General features: G+C 66.9%; 19 protein-coding genes. 8 read left to right on the forward strand and 11 right to left on the reverse strand.

Annotated features, from left to right (window positions below):
• Positions 1-195: 195 nt before the first annotated feature.
• The 9 genes from AC0MAZ_RS00805 to nrdR form a co-directional block, all read right to left on the reverse strand.
• Positions 196-933, reverse strand: coding sequence for a substrate-binding periplasmic protein (locus AC0MAZ_RS00805; RefSeq protein WP_475859834.1), 738 nt, complete (start codon positions 931-933; stop codon positions 196-198).
• A 16-nt stretch (positions 934-949) separates the two neighbouring features.
• Positions 950-1,453, reverse strand: a complete 504-nt coding sequence (locus AC0MAZ_RS00810; RefSeq protein WP_023632630.1) for a phosphatidylglycerophosphatase A family protein — start codon at positions 1,451-1,453, stop codon at positions 950-952.
• Positions 1,450-2,406 carry a thiamine-phosphate kinase gene (gene thiL, locus AC0MAZ_RS00815; RefSeq protein ID WP_203650066.1) on the reverse strand — a complete coding sequence of 319 codons (957 nt, stop codon included), beginning with the start codon at positions 2,404-2,406 and terminating at the stop codon, positions 1,450-1,452. Before thiL ends, AC0MAZ_RS00810 begins: the two co-directional genes overlap by 4 nt.
• Before the next feature lie 18 nt (positions 2,407-2,424).
• Positions 2,425-2,925: a transcription antitermination factor NusB gene (gene nusB / locus AC0MAZ_RS00820; RefSeq protein WP_203650064.1), complete on the reverse strand. Its 501-nt coding sequence runs from the start codon at positions 2,923-2,925 to the stop codon at positions 2,425-2,427.
• Positions 2,922-3,398 carry a 6,7-dimethyl-8-ribityllumazine synthase gene (gene ribH / locus AC0MAZ_RS00825; protein ID WP_003255395.1) on the reverse strand — a complete coding sequence of 159 codons (477 nt, stop codon included), beginning with the start codon at positions 3,396-3,398 and terminating at the stop codon, positions 2,922-2,924. The genes nusB and ribH overlap by 4 nt, the downstream gene beginning before the upstream one ends.
• Positions 3,399-3,489: 91 nt before the next feature.
• Positions 3,490-4,581 (reverse strand): bifunctional 3,4-dihydroxy-2-butanone-4-phosphate synthase/GTP cyclohydrolase II, encoded by a 1,092-nt coding sequence (gene ribBA / locus AC0MAZ_RS00830; RefSeq protein WP_050703586.1) that lies wholly within the window; start codon positions 4,579-4,581, stop codon positions 3,490-3,492.
• Positions 4,582-4,599: 18 nt separating this feature from the next.
• Complete coding sequence (locus AC0MAZ_RS00835) at positions 4,600-5,265, reverse strand: riboflavin synthase (RefSeq protein WP_050703585.1); 666 nt, start codon at positions 5,263-5,265, stop codon at positions 4,600-4,602.
• Between the two features lie 41 nt (positions 5,266-5,306).
• Positions 5,307-6,434: a bifunctional diaminohydroxyphosphoribosylaminopyrimidine deaminase/5-amino-6-(5-phosphoribosylamino)uracil reductase RibD gene (gene ribD / locus AC0MAZ_RS00840; RefSeq protein WP_475859837.1), complete on the reverse strand. Its 1,128-nt coding sequence runs from the start codon at positions 6,432-6,434 to the stop codon at positions 5,307-5,309.
• Between the two features lie 2 nt (positions 6,435-6,436).
• Positions 6,437-6,901: a transcriptional regulator NrdR gene (nrdR, locus tag AC0MAZ_RS00845; protein WP_009685710.1), complete on the reverse strand. Its 465-nt coding sequence runs from the start codon at positions 6,899-6,901 to the stop codon at positions 6,437-6,439.
• Between the two features lie 105 nt (positions 6,902-7,006).
• On the opposite strand from nrdR, the gene AC0MAZ_RS00850 reads away from it, so the two are divergent.
• Genes AC0MAZ_RS00850 through trxA form a run of 3 tightly spaced genes read left to right on the forward strand, consistent with a single transcriptional unit; the run spans position 7,007 to position 9,038 of the window.
• Positions 7,007-7,459, forward strand: coding sequence for a YbaY family lipoprotein (locus AC0MAZ_RS00850; protein WP_028690274.1), 453 nt, complete (start codon positions 7,007-7,009; stop codon positions 7,457-7,459).
• A complete protein-coding gene (locus tag AC0MAZ_RS00855) occupies positions 7,460-8,119 on the forward strand; it encodes a class I SAM-dependent methyltransferase (RefSeq protein WP_475859840.1) in 660 nt (219 codons plus the stop codon).
• A 31-nt stretch (positions 8,120-8,150) separates the two neighbouring features.
• A complete protein-coding gene (trxA, locus tag AC0MAZ_RS00860; RefSeq protein ID WP_475859841.1) occupies positions 8,151-9,038 on the forward strand; it encodes a thioredoxin in 888 nt (295 codons plus the stop codon).
• A gap of 111 nt (positions 9,039-9,149) precedes the next feature.
• Here the strand turns inward: trxA and AC0MAZ_RS00865 are convergent, their stop codons facing one another.
• Positions 9,150-9,494, reverse strand: a complete 345-nt coding sequence (locus AC0MAZ_RS00865; protein WP_475859843.1) for a hypothetical protein — start codon at positions 9,492-9,494, stop codon at positions 9,150-9,152.
• 134 nt (positions 9,495-9,628) lie between these two features.
• Here AC0MAZ_RS00865 and AC0MAZ_RS00870 point away from each other — a divergent pair, with 134 nt between their 5' ends.
• The 5 genes from AC0MAZ_RS00870 (at position 9,629) to AC0MAZ_RS00890 (ending at position 13,594) form a co-directional block, all read left to right on the forward strand.
• Positions 9,629-10,195 (forward strand): DUF2796 domain-containing protein, encoded by a 567-nt coding sequence (locus tag AC0MAZ_RS00870; RefSeq protein WP_475859844.1) that lies wholly within the window; start codon positions 9,629-9,631, stop codon positions 10,193-10,195.
• The gene (locus AC0MAZ_RS00875; protein WP_232856664.1) at positions 10,196-10,906 is read left to right on the forward strand and encodes an ABC transporter ATP-binding protein; all 711 of its coding nucleotides are present in this window, start codon (positions 10,196-10,198) and stop codon (positions 10,904-10,906) included. It begins immediately after the preceding gene.
• Complete coding sequence (locus AC0MAZ_RS00880; RefSeq protein ID WP_062361877.1) at positions 10,906-12,171, forward strand: ABC transporter permease; 1,266 nt, start codon at positions 10,906-10,908, stop codon at positions 12,169-12,171. Before AC0MAZ_RS00875 ends, AC0MAZ_RS00880 begins: the two co-directional genes overlap by 1 nt.
• A gap of 138 nt (positions 12,172-12,309) precedes the next feature.
• Positions 12,310-12,801 carry a DUF3299 domain-containing protein gene (locus tag AC0MAZ_RS00885; protein ID WP_254464860.1) on the forward strand — a complete coding sequence of 164 codons (492 nt, stop codon included), beginning with the start codon at positions 12,310-12,312 and terminating at the stop codon, positions 12,799-12,801.
• Positions 12,802-12,910: 109 nt separating this feature from the next.
• Positions 12,911-13,594 carry an OmpW/AlkL family protein gene (locus AC0MAZ_RS00890; RefSeq protein ID WP_028690266.1) on the forward strand — a complete coding sequence of 228 codons (684 nt, stop codon included), beginning with the start codon at positions 12,911-12,913 and terminating at the stop codon, positions 13,592-13,594.
• Here AC0MAZ_RS00890 and AC0MAZ_RS00895 read toward each other — a convergent pair.
• On the reverse strand, positions 13,582-14,802 hold the full coding sequence (locus AC0MAZ_RS00895; RefSeq protein ID WP_254464856.1) for an MFS transporter: 1,221 nt from the start codon (positions 14,800-14,802) through the stop codon (positions 13,582-13,584). The two genes, AC0MAZ_RS00890 and AC0MAZ_RS00895, sit on opposite strands and share 13 nt — an antisense overlap.
• Positions 14,803-14,878: the final 76 nt, after the last annotated feature.

The following is a 14,878-nucleotide window of genomic DNA, read 5'->3' on the forward strand; positions in this document are numbered from 1 at the left end:
CGCAGGAGGAATATGGTGGCTTAAGATCGAAATGTTCGATGCTTATGGAACAAGGACCAAATCCTGTAGGAGCGGCCTTGTGCCGCGAAAGGGGCGCGCAGCGGCCCCAGATTCCGAGCCACCATCGAAATTGCTGGGGCCGCTACGCAGCCCATCGCGGCACAAGGCCGCTCCTACAAGAACAGCGACATGAGCCTAATGCGGCTGGCTATCCGCAGTGAACGGATACGGCTGCTTCCAGCGCTCGAAGATCGGCTTCAACTCACCGCTGTGCACCAGTTGCGCCATGCGCCGGTCGAACAGGTCGCGCAAGGCCTCGCCCTGCGCACTGCGGGTAAACGCCAGGTACAGCGGCAGCTCGGCAACGTGGGTGCTGCGAAAACGCTGGGGCTCGGGCGCCTGTCCGAGCACATATTCGACCTCGGTCTGCGCATCGACGTAGAAGTCCACCCGGTCATGCTCAAGCATGGGCAGGATCCCTTCACGGCGCTGGACCTCGCGGAAGTTGTGCACCTTGGGCAGGTAGCTGGCGTAGTCATAGCCACGCACCCAGGCCAGGCGGTACTGGCCGATGGTGTCCAGCGTGGGCTGCGGCTTGCCGGCCAGGCCAAGGGCGTAGATATGGTCCATGTCGAAATGCCAGCGCGGATAGAGGTTGTCGTCGTTCTCTTCTTTGTACGAGCCGACCCAGGCATCCGCCTCGCCCCGTTTCACCAAACCGACCGAGCGGCTGTACGGCGCGCTCAGCACCTTGACCTTGACCCCGGCCGGCTCGAACACCTGGCGCAGCACGTCCCAGGCCAGCCCGCTGCCATCGGCGTTGGTGTAGTCGAGCCACTCCTCGCTGACCAGGCGCACCTGCTGTTCCTGCGCCATGACGCCGGGCACCGCGCAAAGCAGCACCCACGCCAGCAACACACTCCTCAAGGCCATTGCAACGCTCCCTGTATCAGGCCACCGCCCACACCAGAACCTGCATGCCCAGCCAGGCGAACACGCCGGCCAGGATATCGTCGAGCATGATCCCGAACCCACCATGCACATGGCGGTCGACCCAGCGGATCGGCCACGGCTTGAGGATGTCGAAGAAGCGGAACATCAGGAACCCCGCCAGCAGCCACTGCCAGCCTTCCGGCACCAGCCACAGGGTGATCCACATGCCGACGATCTCGTCCCAGACAATGCCCTCGTGGTCGTGCACGCGCAAGTCGTTGGCCACCTTGCCGCACAGCCACACGCCGAACAGCATGCTGATGCCCAGCAGCAGCCAGTAGCCCCAGTCGGGCAGCATCTGCCACAGCGGGATGAACGGCAGCGCCACCAGCGAACCCCAGGTACCGGGGGCCTTGGGCAGGGTGCCGGAGCCGAAGCCGAAGGCGATGAAGTGCCACGGGTTGCGCCAGACCGAAGGCGGAACGAACTCCGCAGGCACCTGGTTGGGGTGGTCGGTCACGGTGTCTCCCTGAAATGTTGATAGCCCCGCTGCACGGGGGTGATGTCCTGGCCCTGCGGGTCACGCAGGGTCACACCCTGGCCTTGCAGCACACGCCCGATGACGTGCACCTCGCGGGCCAGGGAGGTCAGTGCGCTTTCCGGCAGGGTGAAGGCCAGCACGTAGTCGTCGCCGCCAGTGAGCGCCGCCTGCACCGCCGCCTCGCGCCCCAGGAAAGCCTGTAAAGGAGCAGACACGGGGACCTGCGCCAGGTTCACCTCAAGCGCGACGCCGGACGCCTTGGCGATATGCCCGCAGTCGGCCAGCAGGCCGTCGGAGATATCCAGTGCCGCCGTGGCCAGGCCACGCAGGCGCTCGCCCAGTTGCAGTTGGGGCAAGGGCGACCAGTAGTGCTCCAGCAGCGGGCCGGCCACCTCGGCAGCCGCCTCGCGCTCGCCCAGCACCAGCGGCAAGGCCCCCGCCGCATTGCCCAGGAAACCGCCGACGCACAGCAGGTCGCCCGGCTGCGCGCCGCTGCGACGCAGGGCCTGGCCCGCCGGTACCCGGCCGAACACGGTCACGGTGATACTCAGCGGTCCACGGGTGGTGTCACCGCCGATCAGGGTCATGCGGCAACGGTGGGCCATGCGGCCGAGGCCATCGGCGAAGGCTTCAAGCCAGTCCGGGCCGACTTCGGGCAGGGTCAGGGCGAGGGTGAAGCCGATGGGCGTGGCGCCCATGGCCGCCAGGTCGCTGGCCGCCACGGCGAGCGAGCGCTGGCCCAGCAGCAGCGGGTCGCAGACGGCGGGGAAATGCACAGCGGCCACCAGCGTGTCGGTGGAGATCGCCAGTTGCTCGCCGGCGGGCAGGTCCAGCAGGGCGCAGTCGTCGCCGATCCCCAGGGCCACGCCCTCGCCGCCCTGCGCACAAGGCGCGGCGGCGAAGTAGTGACGGATCAGCTCGAACTCACCCATGGCTGGTCAGCGCCGCGATCAGCGCTTGTTCGCCTTGACTTCCGCCTCACGCAGACGCGGAGCCAGCTTGTCCAGCACGCCATTGACGAACTTGTGGCCGTCGGTGGCGCCGAAGACCTTCGCCAGTTCCACGCCTTCGTTGATGACGACGCGGTACGGCACGTCGACGCGCATCATGAACTCCCAGGTGGACAGGCGCAGCACGGCCAGCTCGACCGGGTCGAGCTCTTCCAGCGGCGTGTCCAGGCAAGGCTTGAGCGCCTCGTCGATCTCGGCCTTCTTCGCCGGGACCCCGTGCAGGATCTCGCGGAAGTAGGCGCCGTCGACATCGGTGAAATCGTTATCGACCCGGAACTGCGCTTCCACTTCGTTCAGCGAGTGCTTGGCCATGTGCCACTGGTAGAGGGCTTGCGTGGCGAGCTTGCGGGCTTCGCGACGCTTGGCGCTCTTCGAGGGCTTGCCGGCATCCGCAGGTTTTGGATCGCGCGGGTTGAAACGATCGCTTTCGTCGCTAATCACTTGGCCTCCAACTGCGCCAGCAGACTGACCATTTCCAGGGCCGACAGGGCAGCTTCGGCACCTTTGTTGCCGGCCTTGGTGCCGGAACGCTCGATGGCCTGCTCGATGGAGTCGACGGTCAGGACGCCGAAGGCCACCGGAACACCGAACTCCATGGACACCTGGGCCAGGCCCTTGGTGCACTCGCCCGCCACGTATTCGAAGTGCGGGGTACCGCCACGGATTACTGCGCCCAGGGCGATGATCGCGTCATAAGCACCCTGCTGGGCGACTTTCTGCGCTACCAGCGGGATTTCGAACGCGCCCGGGGCACGAATGATGGTGATGTCGCTTTCACTGACGCCGTGGCGTACCAGGGCATCGACTGCACCGCTTACCAGGCTTTCGACGACGAAGCTGTTGAAGCGGCCAACCACCAAAGCATAGCGACCTTTGGGGGCGATGAAGGTACCTTCGATGGTCTTCAGGGTCATTCCGGAGTTCTCATCTTCAAGAGCGAGGCCGCGCTGTGGCGGCCTCGGGAGGGTTTGGACTCGAGTCCAGGGGCGAAAATGCCGCCTCAAGTCACTCGGAGGGCACGTATTCTACAACTTCCAGATCGAATCCGGATATCGCATTGAACTTCATCGGCGAACTCATCAGGCGCATCTTGCGCACGCCGAGGTCGCGCAGGATCTGCGAACCGGCACCGACGGTGCTGTAGGTGGTCGGCGCTTTCGCCGGGGCATCGCCCGCGCTCTCGCGGATATGCGCCAGCAGCACGTCGCCGTCCAGCGGGTGGCCCAGCAGCAGCACCACGCCGCTGCCGGCCTCGGCCACGGCGCTCATGGCCGCGCGCAGGCTCCAGCGGCCCGGTTGCTTGACCATCAGCAGGTCGCGCAGCGGGTCCATGTTGTGCACGCGCACCAGGGTCGGCTCCTCGGCGCAGATCTTGCCGAGGGTCAGGGCCATGTGCACATCGCCTTCCACCGCGTCGCGGTAGGTGACCAGGTTGAACTGGCCCAGCTCGCTCTCGATCGGTTGCTCGGAGACGCGCTGCACGGTGCGCTCATGGATCATGCGGTAGTGGATCAGGTCGGCGATGGTGCCGATCTTCAGGCCGTGCTCGGCGGCGAACACTTCCAGCTCGGCGCGGCGCGACATGGTGCCGTCGTCGTTCATCACTTCGCAGATCACCCCGCTTGGCTCGAAGCCGGCCATGCGCGCCAGGTCGCAGGCGGCCTCGGTGTGACCGGCGCGGGCCAGGGTGCCGCCGGGCTGGGCCATCAGCGGGAAGATATGACCGGGGCTGACGATGTCCTCGGCCTTGGCGTCCTTGGCGGCGGCGGCCTGCACGGTGCGGGCGCGGTCGGCGGCGGAAATGCCGGTGGTGACGCCTTCGGCGGCTTCGATCGACACGGTGAACTTGGTGCCGAAGCCCGAGCCGTTGCGCGGCGCCATCAGCGGCAGCTTGAGCGTTTCGCAGCGCTCGCGGGTCATCGGCATGCAGATCAGGCCGCGGGCGTGCTTGGCCATGAAGTTGATGTGCTCGGGCAGGCAGCACTCGGCCGCCATGATGATGTCGCCTTCGTTCTCGCGGTCTTCGTCATCCATGAGGATGACCATTTTGCCCTGGCGGATGTCTTCGACCAGTTCTTCGATGCTGTTGAGCGCCACGCGGCACCCCCTTCTCAATCAGGATTTCAAGAAGCCGTTGGCGGCCAGGAAGCTTTCGGTGATGCCACTGCCTTTGCTCGGCTCGGCGGCCTTGTCGCCCAGCAGCAGACGCTCCAGGTAACGGGCCAGCAGGTCGACCTCAAGGTTCACCCGACGCCCTGCGCGGTAGTCGGCCATGATGGTTTCGGACAGGGTGTGCGGGACGATGGTCAGCTCGAACTCGGCGCCATCGACTTCGTTGACCGTCAGGCTGGTGCCGTCGACGGTGATCGAGCCCTTGTGGGCGATGTACTTGGCCAGCTCCTTGGGCGCGCGCACGCGGAACTGGATGGCGCGGGCGCTATCGGCGCGCGAGACGATCTCGCCGACGCCGTCGACGTGGCCACTGACCAGGTGGCCGCCCAGGCGGGTGGTGGGGGTCAGGGCCTTTTCCAGGTTGACCCGGCTGCCGCTCTTGAGATCGACCATGGCAGTGCGCTTGAGGGTCTCGACGCTGACGTCGGCCCAGAAGCCGTCGCCGGGCAGCTCGACGGCGGTCAGGCACACGCCGTTGACCGCGATGCTGTCGCCAAGCTTGACGTCGCCCAGGTCGAGCTTGCCGGTCTCTACGTAGACGCGCACGTCACCGCCCTTGGGGGTGAGGCTGCGGATGGTGCCGATGGATTCGATGATGCCGGTGAACATGGTGTTCTCCTAGATACGGGCTGCGCGAGGCAAGCCTGGCATTATACGCCGGGGGGCGGCAGGGGGATGGCAGTGACTCGCCAGTCATCGCCGACCGCGCGCATTTCGGTGATCTTCAGCCGCGGCGCCTCGCTCATTTTCGACAGCGGCCAGTCCAGCAACGGGCGCGCTTCGGAGCCGAGGAAGGTGCCGGCGACGAACAGCTGGTACTCGTCGACCAGGCCCTGGCGGGCGAAAGCGCCGACCAGGCCGGCGCCGGCCTCCAGCAGGATTTCGTTGACCCCGCGCCCAGCCAGGGTGCGCAGCAGTGCCGGCAGGTCGACACGCCCCTCGCTGCCGGGCAGGTTGATCAGTTCATGGCCGGCGGCCGCATAGCGTGGGTCTTCACCGGCGGCGGTCACCACCAGTGCCGGGCCGGCCTGGAAGAACGGCGCGTCCAGCGGCAGACGCAGGCGCCCGTCGATCAGCACGCGCAACGGCGGGCGCGACAGGGCCAGGGCGGTGAGCGCGTCATCCAGGCCCAGCTCCTCGCCACGCACGGTCATGCGGGCGTTGTCGAACAGCACGCTCTCGGCGCTGGTCAGCACCACGCTGGAGCAGGCGCGCAAGCGCTGCACCGCGGCACGCGCCGCAGGGCCGGTGATCCATTGGCTTTCGCCGCTGGCCATTGCGGTGCGGCCGTCCAGGCTCATGGCCAGCTTGGCGCGCACGAACGGCAGGCCCTGCTCCATGCGCTTGAGAAAGCCCGGGTTGAGCGCGCGAGCCTCGGCCTCGAGCACACCGCTGGCGACTTCGATGCCGGCCTCGCGCAGCCGCTGCAGGCCATTGCCGGCCACTTGCGGATTGGGGTCCTGCATGGCCGCCACCACCCGCGCCACCCCGGCCTTGACCAGCGCCTCGGCGCACGGCGGCGTGCGGCCATGGTGGCTGCAGGGCTCGAGGGTGACATAGGCGCAGGCGCTGCGGGCGCGCTCACCGGCCTGGCGCAGGGCATGGACCTCGGCGTGCGGCTCGCCGGCGCGCGCATGCCAGCCTTCGCCGACCACCTCGCCGTCACGCACGATCACGCAACCCACGCGGGGGTTGGGGTGGGTGCTGTACAGGCCCTTGCGGGCCAGTTCCACGGCCCGGGCCATGTAGTGGGCGTCGAGAATGGCTTGGCTGGACATGCTTACTCTTTAGCCGGCTCGCGGGCCAGGCGGTCGATTTCTTCGCGGAATTCGTCGAGGTCCTGGAACCGCCGGTAGACCGAGGCGAAACGGATGTAGGCCACTTCGTCGAGCTTGCGCAGCTCGGCCATCACCATCTCGCCGACCACCAGTGACTTCACTTCGCGCTCGCCGGTGGCGCGCAGGCGGCTCTTGATATGCGCCAGCGCCGCTTCCAGTCGCTCGACGCTGACCGGGCGCTTTTCCAGCGCGCGCTGCATGCCGGCGCGCAGCTTGTCTTCGTCGAAGGGCTGGCGCGTGCCGTCCTGCTTGATCAGCCGGGGCAGGACCAGCTCGGCGGTTTCGAAGGTGGTGAAGCGCTCGCCGCAGGCGACGCATTCGCGCCGACGACGCACCTGTTCGCCCTCGGCGACCAGACGCGAGTCGATGACCTTGGTGTCGTTGGCACCGCAAAACGGACAGTGCATGGTGGCAGGCAACAAAAAAAGGGAGGGCCATGGTAGCGCATTGCACTGGCAAGACAAGCCAAAGGGTTTACCATCCATGCAAATCTGCCCGTGAAGGACTACCCCATGCACCCTCGAGCGCTCGTCGTGCTGTGTTGCGCCGCCCTGCTCGCCGCCTGCGGCAGCGACCGCCCCAAGCCGGAACAGGCCCCTGCCCCTGTGCCGGCCAAGGTGGCCAAGAAAACCGAACCCCTGGGCCCGCTGCCGGCCTACCAGCGCGAGCTGAGCGGCACCCTGCTGGAAATCCCGGCGGGCGCCGACGTGGAGCTGGCCCTGCTGGTGATCGACGAGCGCGGCCGACCACAGCAACTGCTGGCCAGCAGCACCCTGAGCGGCACTGGCCAGGCCCTGCCCTACCGCCTGCGCTTCAACCCCGAAGCCTTCCCCGCCGGAGCCCGCGTCGAACTGCGCGGTCGCGCCAGCCGCTCCGGCCAGCTGATCCTGCACCTGCCGCCGGTACGCATCGCCCAGGCCCAGACCCAGGCCACCGGCCCGCTGCGTTTCGAAAAGGCACCCTAGATGGCCCCGGCAATCCTGCAACAGGCCCTGAGCGGCCTGATCGGCGAAGCGCGGCTGATCGTCAGCGAACTGCCCGGGTGCGAGCTGAAACTCTGGTTGATCGACGACCAGAACATGGACCGCGAATTCACCCGCGAGGAAACCCGGCGCATTCTCGAGGAGCCGCCCTACTGGAGCTTCTGCTGGGCCAGCGGCCTGGCCATGGCGCGCTACCTGGCCGAGCACCCGCAATGGGTGCGCGGCAAGCGCGTGCTGGATTTCGGCGCCGGTTCCGGCATCGCCGGGATCGCCGCAGCCCGGGCCGGCGCCCTGGAGGTGGTGGCCTGCGACCTCGACCCGCTGGCCTTGGACGCCTGTCGCGCCAACGCCGCGCTGAACGGTGTGACGCTGAGCTACAGCAGCGATTTCTTCGCCGAGGCCGACCGCTTCGACCTGATTCTGGTCGCCGATGTGCTCTACGACCGCGCCAACCTGCCGCTGCTGGACGAGTTCCTCAGCCGTGGTCGCCAGGCGCTAGTGGCCGACTCGCGGGTGCGCGACTTCAGCCACCCGCTGTACCGCCCGCTCGGCGTGCTCGAGGCGCTGACCCTGCCGGATCTGGCCGAGCCGCACGAATTCCGCCGGGTCAGCCTGTACCATGCCAGCCGCGAGCCCTTATAGTGGGGGTATTCACGGATTTGCGAGAGTTGCGATGAGCCAAGCTCCTGATAACAAAGATGTGCCGTACATCTTCGATGCCACCGATGCCACCTTCCAGCAACTGGTCATCGAGAACTCCTTCCACAAGCCGGTGCTGGTCGACTTCTGGGCCGAGTGGTGCGCGCCGTGCAAGGCGCTGATGCCGTTGCTGGCAAAGATCACCGAGGGTTATCAGGGCGAACTGCTGCTGGCCAAGATCAACTGCGACATCGAGCAGCAGGTCGTCGCCCAGTTCGGCATCCGCAGCCTGCCGACCGTGGTGCTGTTCAAGGACGGCCAGCCGGTCGACGGTTTCGCCGGCGCCCAGCCCGAGTCGGCCATCCGCGCCATGCTAGAACCCCATGTGCAGATGCCCGCGCCGCCCGCCGCCGCGCCGCTGGAGCAGGCCAAGGCGCTGTTCGCCGAAAGCCGTTTCAGCGAAGCCGAGGCACTGCTGCAGGTGCTGCTGGGTGAAGACAACAGCAATGCCGAGGCGCTGATCCTCTATGCCCGCTGCCTGGCCGAGCGCGGCGAGCTGGGCGAGGCCCAGGTGGTGCTCGACGCGGTCAAGACCGACGAGCACAAGGCCGCCCTGGCCGGCGCCAAGGCCCAGCTGACCTTCCTGCGCCAGGCCGCCAGCCTGCCGGAAGCCGCCGAGCTGAAGAGTCGCCTGGCGCAGAATCCGCAGGACGACGAAGCAGCCTACCAGCTGTGCATCCAGCAGTTGGCGCGCCAGCAGTACGAGGCCGCGATGGACGGGCTGCTGAAGCTGTTCCAGCGCAACCGCGCCTACGAGAACGGCTTGCCGCAGAAGGCGCTGCTGCAGGTGTTCGAATTGCTGGGCAACGCTCACCCGCTGGTCAGCGTGTATCGCCGCAAGCTGTCCGCTGCGCTGTTCTGAGTTTGTTGGGGCTGCTTTGCAGCCCTTTCGCGGCACCAGGCCGCTCCTACAGACGAGCGCGCGCCCCTGTAGGAGCGGCCTTGTGCCGCGAAAGGGTCGCAAAGCGACCCCTCATCCTACCCAGCGATACACCGGCGCATCCACGCCGCTTTCCACCTTCACCTCACTGCTGTGGCGCAAGCGCACCAGCAGCCGCTTGCCTGCCGCCACGCTTCCGGCCAAACCTTCCAGACGCTCCAGCAGCTCCGGACCACCCATCTGCCCCGCCTGACGCAGCACTTCACGCACCGCCGCCCACTGTCCGTCATCCTGTCGGGGTACGGGGCTGGCGCTGACCGGCGCAGCTTCCACCGGGGCCTGGACATCCATCCTACGCCCCAGCTGCGCCCATTCATGCGGCTCCAGCTCGACAGTCAGGTCCACCGGCCACTCGCCGATCTGTCCACGAATTCTCACGATTATTTCCTTGTTTCCAGGCTCGATTACGCCATGCTCCCACGAACATGAAACCTGTGCCAGGCAGGCTGGCGGCGCAAATGCAAATTGTTATAACATCACAAATTCATTCCAAGCCGCCTGTGGAGCCGTCCATGCGTCGTCTGTTGCTCGCCCTGCCCTTCGCCCTGCTACCCCTGGCCGTGGCCCATGCCCACGACGACCATGAACATGACCACGCCCATGGCACCCTGGGCACCCACGAGCATGGCGTGGCCAAGCTCAACGCGGTGCTCGACGGCAACACCCTCGAACTGGAACTGGACAGCCCGGCGATGAACCTGGTCGGTTTCGAGCACGTGGCCAGCAGCGATGCCGACAAGGCCAAGGTCGCCGCCGCCCGCCAACAGCTCGAACAGCCCCTGAAACTGTTCGGCATTGCACAGGCCGCCGGTTGCAAGGAAGACGCCCAGGAGCTGGAAAGCCCGCTGTTCGGTGACGCCGACGAGGATGGCGACAGCCATGAACACGGTCACGCGCACGCCGACGTCAACGCCCACTATCAGCTGACCTGCGCCACCCCGGGCAAACTCACCCAGATCGACCTCGGCCCGCTGTTCAAGACCTTCCCGCAGACCCAGAAGATCAACGTGCAACTGATCGGCCGCAACGGCCAGAAAGGCGTCGAGGCCACCCCCGCCAAGGCCGTGGTCGCGTTCTGAATGAACCAGCCGCTGATCGAACTGCATGACCTGGTGTTCGCCTGGCCCGGCCAGGCGCCGCTGCTGGAAATCCCGGCCTTTCGTCTGGAGCCCGGCGAAGCGCTGTTCCTCAAGGGCCCCAGCGGCAGCGGCAAGACCACCCTGCTCGGCCTGCTGGGTGGCGTCAACCGCCCCGGGCAAGGCAGCATCCGCCTGCTTGGCCAGGACCTCGCGACCCTGGGCCAGGGCGCGCGCGACCGCTTCCGGGTCGATCACACCGGCTATATCTTCCAGCAGTTCAACCTGCTGCCATTCCTGTCGGTGCGAGAGAATGTCGAGCTGCCCTGCCGCTTCTCGAAAAGCCGCGCGGCCCGCGCCGCCCAGCGCCATGGCAGCATCGACCAGGCCGCCGCCCGATTGCTCGCCCACCTGGGCCTGGACGACCCGGCCCTGCTCGCCCGCCGCGCCGACAGCCTGTCGATCGGCCAGCAGCAGCGGGTCGCCGCGGCACGGGCGCTGATCGGCCAGCCCGAATTGGTGATCGCCGACGAGCCCACCTCGGCCCTCGACGCCGACACCCGCGAGGCCTTCATCCGCCTGCTGTTCGACGAATGCCGCGACGCCGGCGCCAGCCTGCTGTTCGTCAGCCATGATCAGAGCCTGGCGCCGCTGTTCGACCGGCACCTGTCCCTGGCCGAGCTCAACCGCGCCGCCAAGCCCCGGGAGGCCTGATGTACCTGCTTCGCCTTGCCTTGGCCAGCCTGGCCAACCGCCGCTTCACCGCCCTGCTCACCGCGTTCGCCATCGCCTTGTCGGTGTGCCTGCTGCTGGCCGTCGAGCGGGTGCGCACCGAGGCCCGCGCCAGCTTCGCCAGCACCATCAGCGGTACCGACCTGATCGTCGGCGCCCGCTCGGGGTCGGTGAACCTGCTGCTGTACTCGGTGTTCCGCATCGGCAACGCCACCAATAACATCCGCTGGGACAGCTACCAGCACTACGCCAGCGACCCGCGGGTGAAATGGGCCATCCCGATCTCCCTGGGCGACTCGCACCGTGGCTACCGGGTGATGGGCACCACCACCGACTACTTCAGCCATTACCAGTTCGGCCGCCGCCAGCACCTGGCACTCGACCAGGGCCGGGCATTCGCCGACGATCCGTTCGAGGTGGTGCTTGGCGCCGAAGTGGCCCAGGCGCTGCACTACAAGCTCGGCGACAAGCTGGTGCTGGCGCATGGTGTAGCCGCCATCAGCCTGGTCAAGCATGACGACAAGCCGTTCACCGTGGTCGGCGTGCTCGAGCGCACCGGCACCCCGGTGGACCGCACCCTGCACATCAGCCTGGCCGGCATGGAGGCGATCCACATCGACTGGCACAACGGCGTGCCGGCCCGTGGTGCCGGGCGTATCAGCGCCGAGCAGGCTCGAACCATGGACCTGCAGCCCGCAGCAATCACCGCCTTCATGCTCGGGCTCAACAGCAAGATCGCCACCTTCAGCCTGCAGCGCGAGATCAACGAGTACCGTGCCGAACCGCTGCTGGCGATCCTGCCCGGCGTGGCCCTGCAGGAGCTGTGGAGCCTGATGGGCACGGCGGAGCAGGCCTTGTTCGTGGTGTCGCTGTTCGTCGTGCTCACCGGCCTGATCGGCATGCTCACGGCCATTCTCACCAGCCTCAACGAGCGCCGCCGGGAGATGGCCATCCTGCGTTCGGTGGGTGCCCGTCCCTGGCACATCGCCGGGCTACTGGTGCTCGAGGCACTGGCCCTGGCGCTGGCGGGCATCGCCGCCGGGCTGGGGTTGCTGTATGCGGGCATCGCCCTGGCTCAAGGCTATGTACAGGCCAACTATGGGCTATACCTGCCACTGGCCTGGCCGAGCGCCCACGAGTGGACGTTGCTGGCCATCATCCTAGGCGCGGCGCTGCTGATGGGCAGCGTGCCGGCCTGGCGCGCCTATCGGCAGTCGTTGGCCGATGGTTTGTCGATTCATCTTTAAGAGACAGACATGACTCTAGACTTCACCGCCCTCTTCGCGGGTAAACCCGCTCCCACAGGGATCGCCTCACCTCCTGTGGGAGCGGGTTTACCCGCGAAGAAGGCAACACCGATCATTCAGTACTTGCTGCTCACGATCATGCTGATGACTTCGCTGCCCCTGTGGGCCGCCGACCCGCGCGAACTGGACTGGCCCGCCCTGATCCCCGAGGGCGCGCCGGTCATCCCGCCACAACTGACGCCCCTGCACGACCTGTCGCAGATCAGCAACGCGCTGTCCGCCGAGGCGGCCCCCGCCGCCCGCCAGCAGGCGCCCAACGCACCGGTGGTGAAAACCCTGGACGGCCAGCAGGTGAAGATCCCCGGCTACATCGTGCCGCTGGAAGTCAGCGACGAAGGCCGCACCACCGAGTTCCTCCTGGTGCCCTACTACGGCGCCTGCATCCATGTGCCGCCACCGCCGTCGAACCAGATCGTGCATATCGTCAGCGAGATGGGCGTGCGCATCGAAGACCTGTACCAGCCCTACTGGATCGAGGGGACGATGCAGGTCAAGGCCAGCAGCAGCGAGCTGGCGGATGCCGGTTACCAGATGGAAGCAGAGAAAATCTACGCGTATGAGCTCAAGTGAGCACTGCGTCACCCCGATAGCACGGCTTCTTTGAGCTGGGTCAAACTTTCTGTTTAGTCAGCTTCGTACCATTGGACTACTCGATTACTCACGTCCTCTGGGAGCTTCCATGAACAAGTCCTTGCTCGGTGCCTCGCTCGTCGCGTTGGCGCTTGCAGCCCCTGTCGCCCACGCCCACCAGGCGGGGGATTTCATCCTCCGCGCCGGCGCCATCACCACCGCGCCCAACGAGAACAGCGGCGACATCAAGCTCGACGGCGCCAAGGTCTCGGGCACCAAGGCGACCCTGGACAGCGACACCCAGCTGGGCCTGGCCTTCGCCTACATGCTCACCGACCACATTGGTCTCGAGCTGCTGGCCGCCACCCCGTTCCAGCACAAAGTCGGCGTCAAGGGCCTCGGCCCTGGCCTGGACGGCAAGCTGGCCGACATCAAGCAACTGCCGCCGACCCTGTCGCTGCAGTACTACCCGATGGCGCCGTCCTCGAAGTTCCAGCCGTACGCCGGCGTGGGCATCAACTACACGATGTTCTTCGATGAAGACCTGACCAGCGACCGCAAGGCCCAGGGCTTCAGCAACATGAAGCTGAAGGACTCGGTCGGCATCGCCGGCCAGCTGGGCATGGACTACATGCTCACCGACAACCTGCTGCTCAACGCCGCGGTCTGGTACGTCGACATCGACACCAAGGCCAGCATCGACGGCCCGAGCGCCTTGGGCGTGGGCAAGACCAAGGTCGACGTCGATGTCGATCCGTGGGTCTACATGGTCGGTATCGGCTACAAGTTCTGATCCGCAGGCGCGCCTGCTCCGACTGGAGCGGGCGCGCCGCGCATCGTCTCGATGCTCCAGAGATACCCCCAATAGCCCCAGGCTAGCGCGCTTATCCCCGCCCCCAAGCCGCACACCGCCACCCAGCCCCACTGCCCGTACACCCAGGTCGCCACGACCGCTCCCACCCCGCTGCCGAGCGAATAACAGCACATGTAGGCGCCGATCAGCCGGCTGGCCATCTCGCCGCGCCCCGCCAGCAGCACACTCTGGTTGGTCACGTGCACCGCCTGCACAGCCAGGTCCAGCATCAGTATCCCGATCACCAATGCCAGCAATGACTGCTCGAGGTAGGCGATGGGTAGCCACGACAGCGTCAGCAGGCCCAGTGCCCAGCCGCTCACCCGCCGCGCATGCCCCTGATCGGCCAGGCGTCCGGCACGTGCTGCCGCCAGCGCTCCCGCCACACCGGCCAGGCCGAACAACCCGACCTGCGTATGGTCCAGCGCCAGTGGCGCGGCGCTCAAGGGTAGCACCATCGCGCTCCACAGCACGCTGAACGCCGCGAACACCAGCACCGCGAACAGGCCGCGCTGGCGCAGCAGGCGGTCATGTCGATACAGCCGCAGCACCGATGCCAGTAACGCCCCATAGCGCTGCCCTGGCCCCTGCGGCCTGGCGGCAGGCAAGCGCCAGGCGAGCAGCCCCGCCATTGCCAGCGCCAGTCCCGCCGCCACCGCATAGACACCCTGCCAGCCGAACAGGTCAGCCACTGCGCCCGATATCAGACGCGCCGAGAGGATGCCCAGCACCACGCCGCTGGTCACCGTGCCCACCGCCTGCCCTTGTTCGGCGGGCGAGGCCAATGTGGCGGCATGCGCCACCATCACTTGCACCACCACCGCTGCCAGGCCGACCAGGGACATTGCGGCCAGCAGCACGGCCCAGTCCACGGTAAAGGCTACGGCCAGCAAGGCGCCGGACGAGACCAGCAACTGGCCGAGGATCAGTCGCTTGCGATCGACCAAGTCCCCGAGTGGCACGATCAGCACCAGCCCCAAGGCATAGCCGGCCTGGGTCATCCCCACTACCAGGCCGGAGCGGGCGCTGCTCACCCCAAGGCTCGCCGCCATCGACTCCAGCAGCGGCTGGGCGAGATACACCGTGGCCACGGCCAGGGCGCAGGCAGCGGCCAACAAAAACGTCAATCCACGGGTGAGCGTCGACATCGAAGACTCCCTTTCAATTCTGGTTTCAATTTAAAACCACCTGACTGGATTTCTAGCAAATGTGGTTTTATTCTGC

Source organism: Pseudomonas sp. A (assembly GCF_056270345.1).

What these genes read in the sequence shown, in the direction of transcription:
- AC0MAZ_RS00805 (WP_475859834.1), bottom strand. Translation starts at nt 933, where the DNA reads ATGGCCTTGAGGAGTGTGTTGCTGGCGTGGGTGCTGCTTTGCGCGGTG.
- thiL (WP_203650066.1), bottom strand. Translation starts at nt 2,406, where the DNA reads ATGGGTGAGTTCGAGCTGATCCGTCACTACTTCGCCGCCGCGCCTTGT.
- ribH (WP_003255395.1), bottom strand. Translation starts at nt 3,398, where the DNA reads ATGACCCTGAAGACCATCGAAGGTACCTTCATCGCCCCCAAAGGTCGC.
- AC0MAZ_RS00835 (WP_050703585.1), bottom strand. Translation starts at nt 5,265, where the DNA reads ATGTTCACCGGCATCATCGAATCCATCGGCACCATCCGCAGCCTCACC.
- ribD (WP_475859837.1), bottom strand. Translation starts at nt 6,434, where the DNA reads ATGTCCAGCCAAGCCATTCTCGACGCCCACTACATGGCCCGGGCCGTG.
- nrdR (WP_009685710.1), bottom strand. Translation starts at nt 6,901, where the DNA reads ATGCACTGTCCGTTTTGCGGTGCCAACGACACCAAGGTCATCGACTCG.
- AC0MAZ_RS00850 (WP_028690274.1), top strand. Translation starts at nt 7,007, where the DNA reads ATGCACCCTCGAGCGCTCGTCGTGCTGTGTTGCGCCGCCCTGCTCGCC.
- AC0MAZ_RS00855 (WP_475859840.1), top strand. Translation starts at nt 7,460, where the DNA reads ATGGCCCCGGCAATCCTGCAACAGGCCCTGAGCGGCCTGATCGGCGAA.
- trxA (WP_475859841.1), top strand. Translation starts at nt 8,151, where the DNA reads ATGAGCCAAGCTCCTGATAACAAAGATGTGCCGTACATCTTCGATGCC.
- AC0MAZ_RS00870 (WP_475859844.1), top strand. Translation starts at nt 9,629, where the DNA reads ATGCGTCGTCTGTTGCTCGCCCTGCCCTTCGCCCTGCTACCCCTGGCC.
- AC0MAZ_RS00875 (WP_232856664.1), top strand. Translation starts at nt 10,196, where the DNA reads ATGAACCAGCCGCTGATCGAACTGCATGACCTGGTGTTCGCCTGGCCC.
- AC0MAZ_RS00880 (WP_062361877.1), top strand. Translation starts at nt 10,906, where the DNA reads ATGTACCTGCTTCGCCTTGCCTTGGCCAGCCTGGCCAACCGCCGCTTC.
- AC0MAZ_RS00885 (WP_254464860.1), top strand. Translation starts at nt 12,310, where the DNA reads ATGCTGATGACTTCGCTGCCCCTGTGGGCCGCCGACCCGCGCGAACTG.
- AC0MAZ_RS00890 (WP_028690266.1), top strand. Translation starts at nt 12,911, where the DNA reads ATGAACAAGTCCTTGCTCGGTGCCTCGCTCGTCGCGTTGGCGCTTGCA.
- AC0MAZ_RS00895 (WP_254464856.1), bottom strand. Translation starts at nt 14,802, where the DNA reads ATGTCGACGCTCACCCGTGGATTGACGTTTTTGTTGGCCGCTGCCTGC.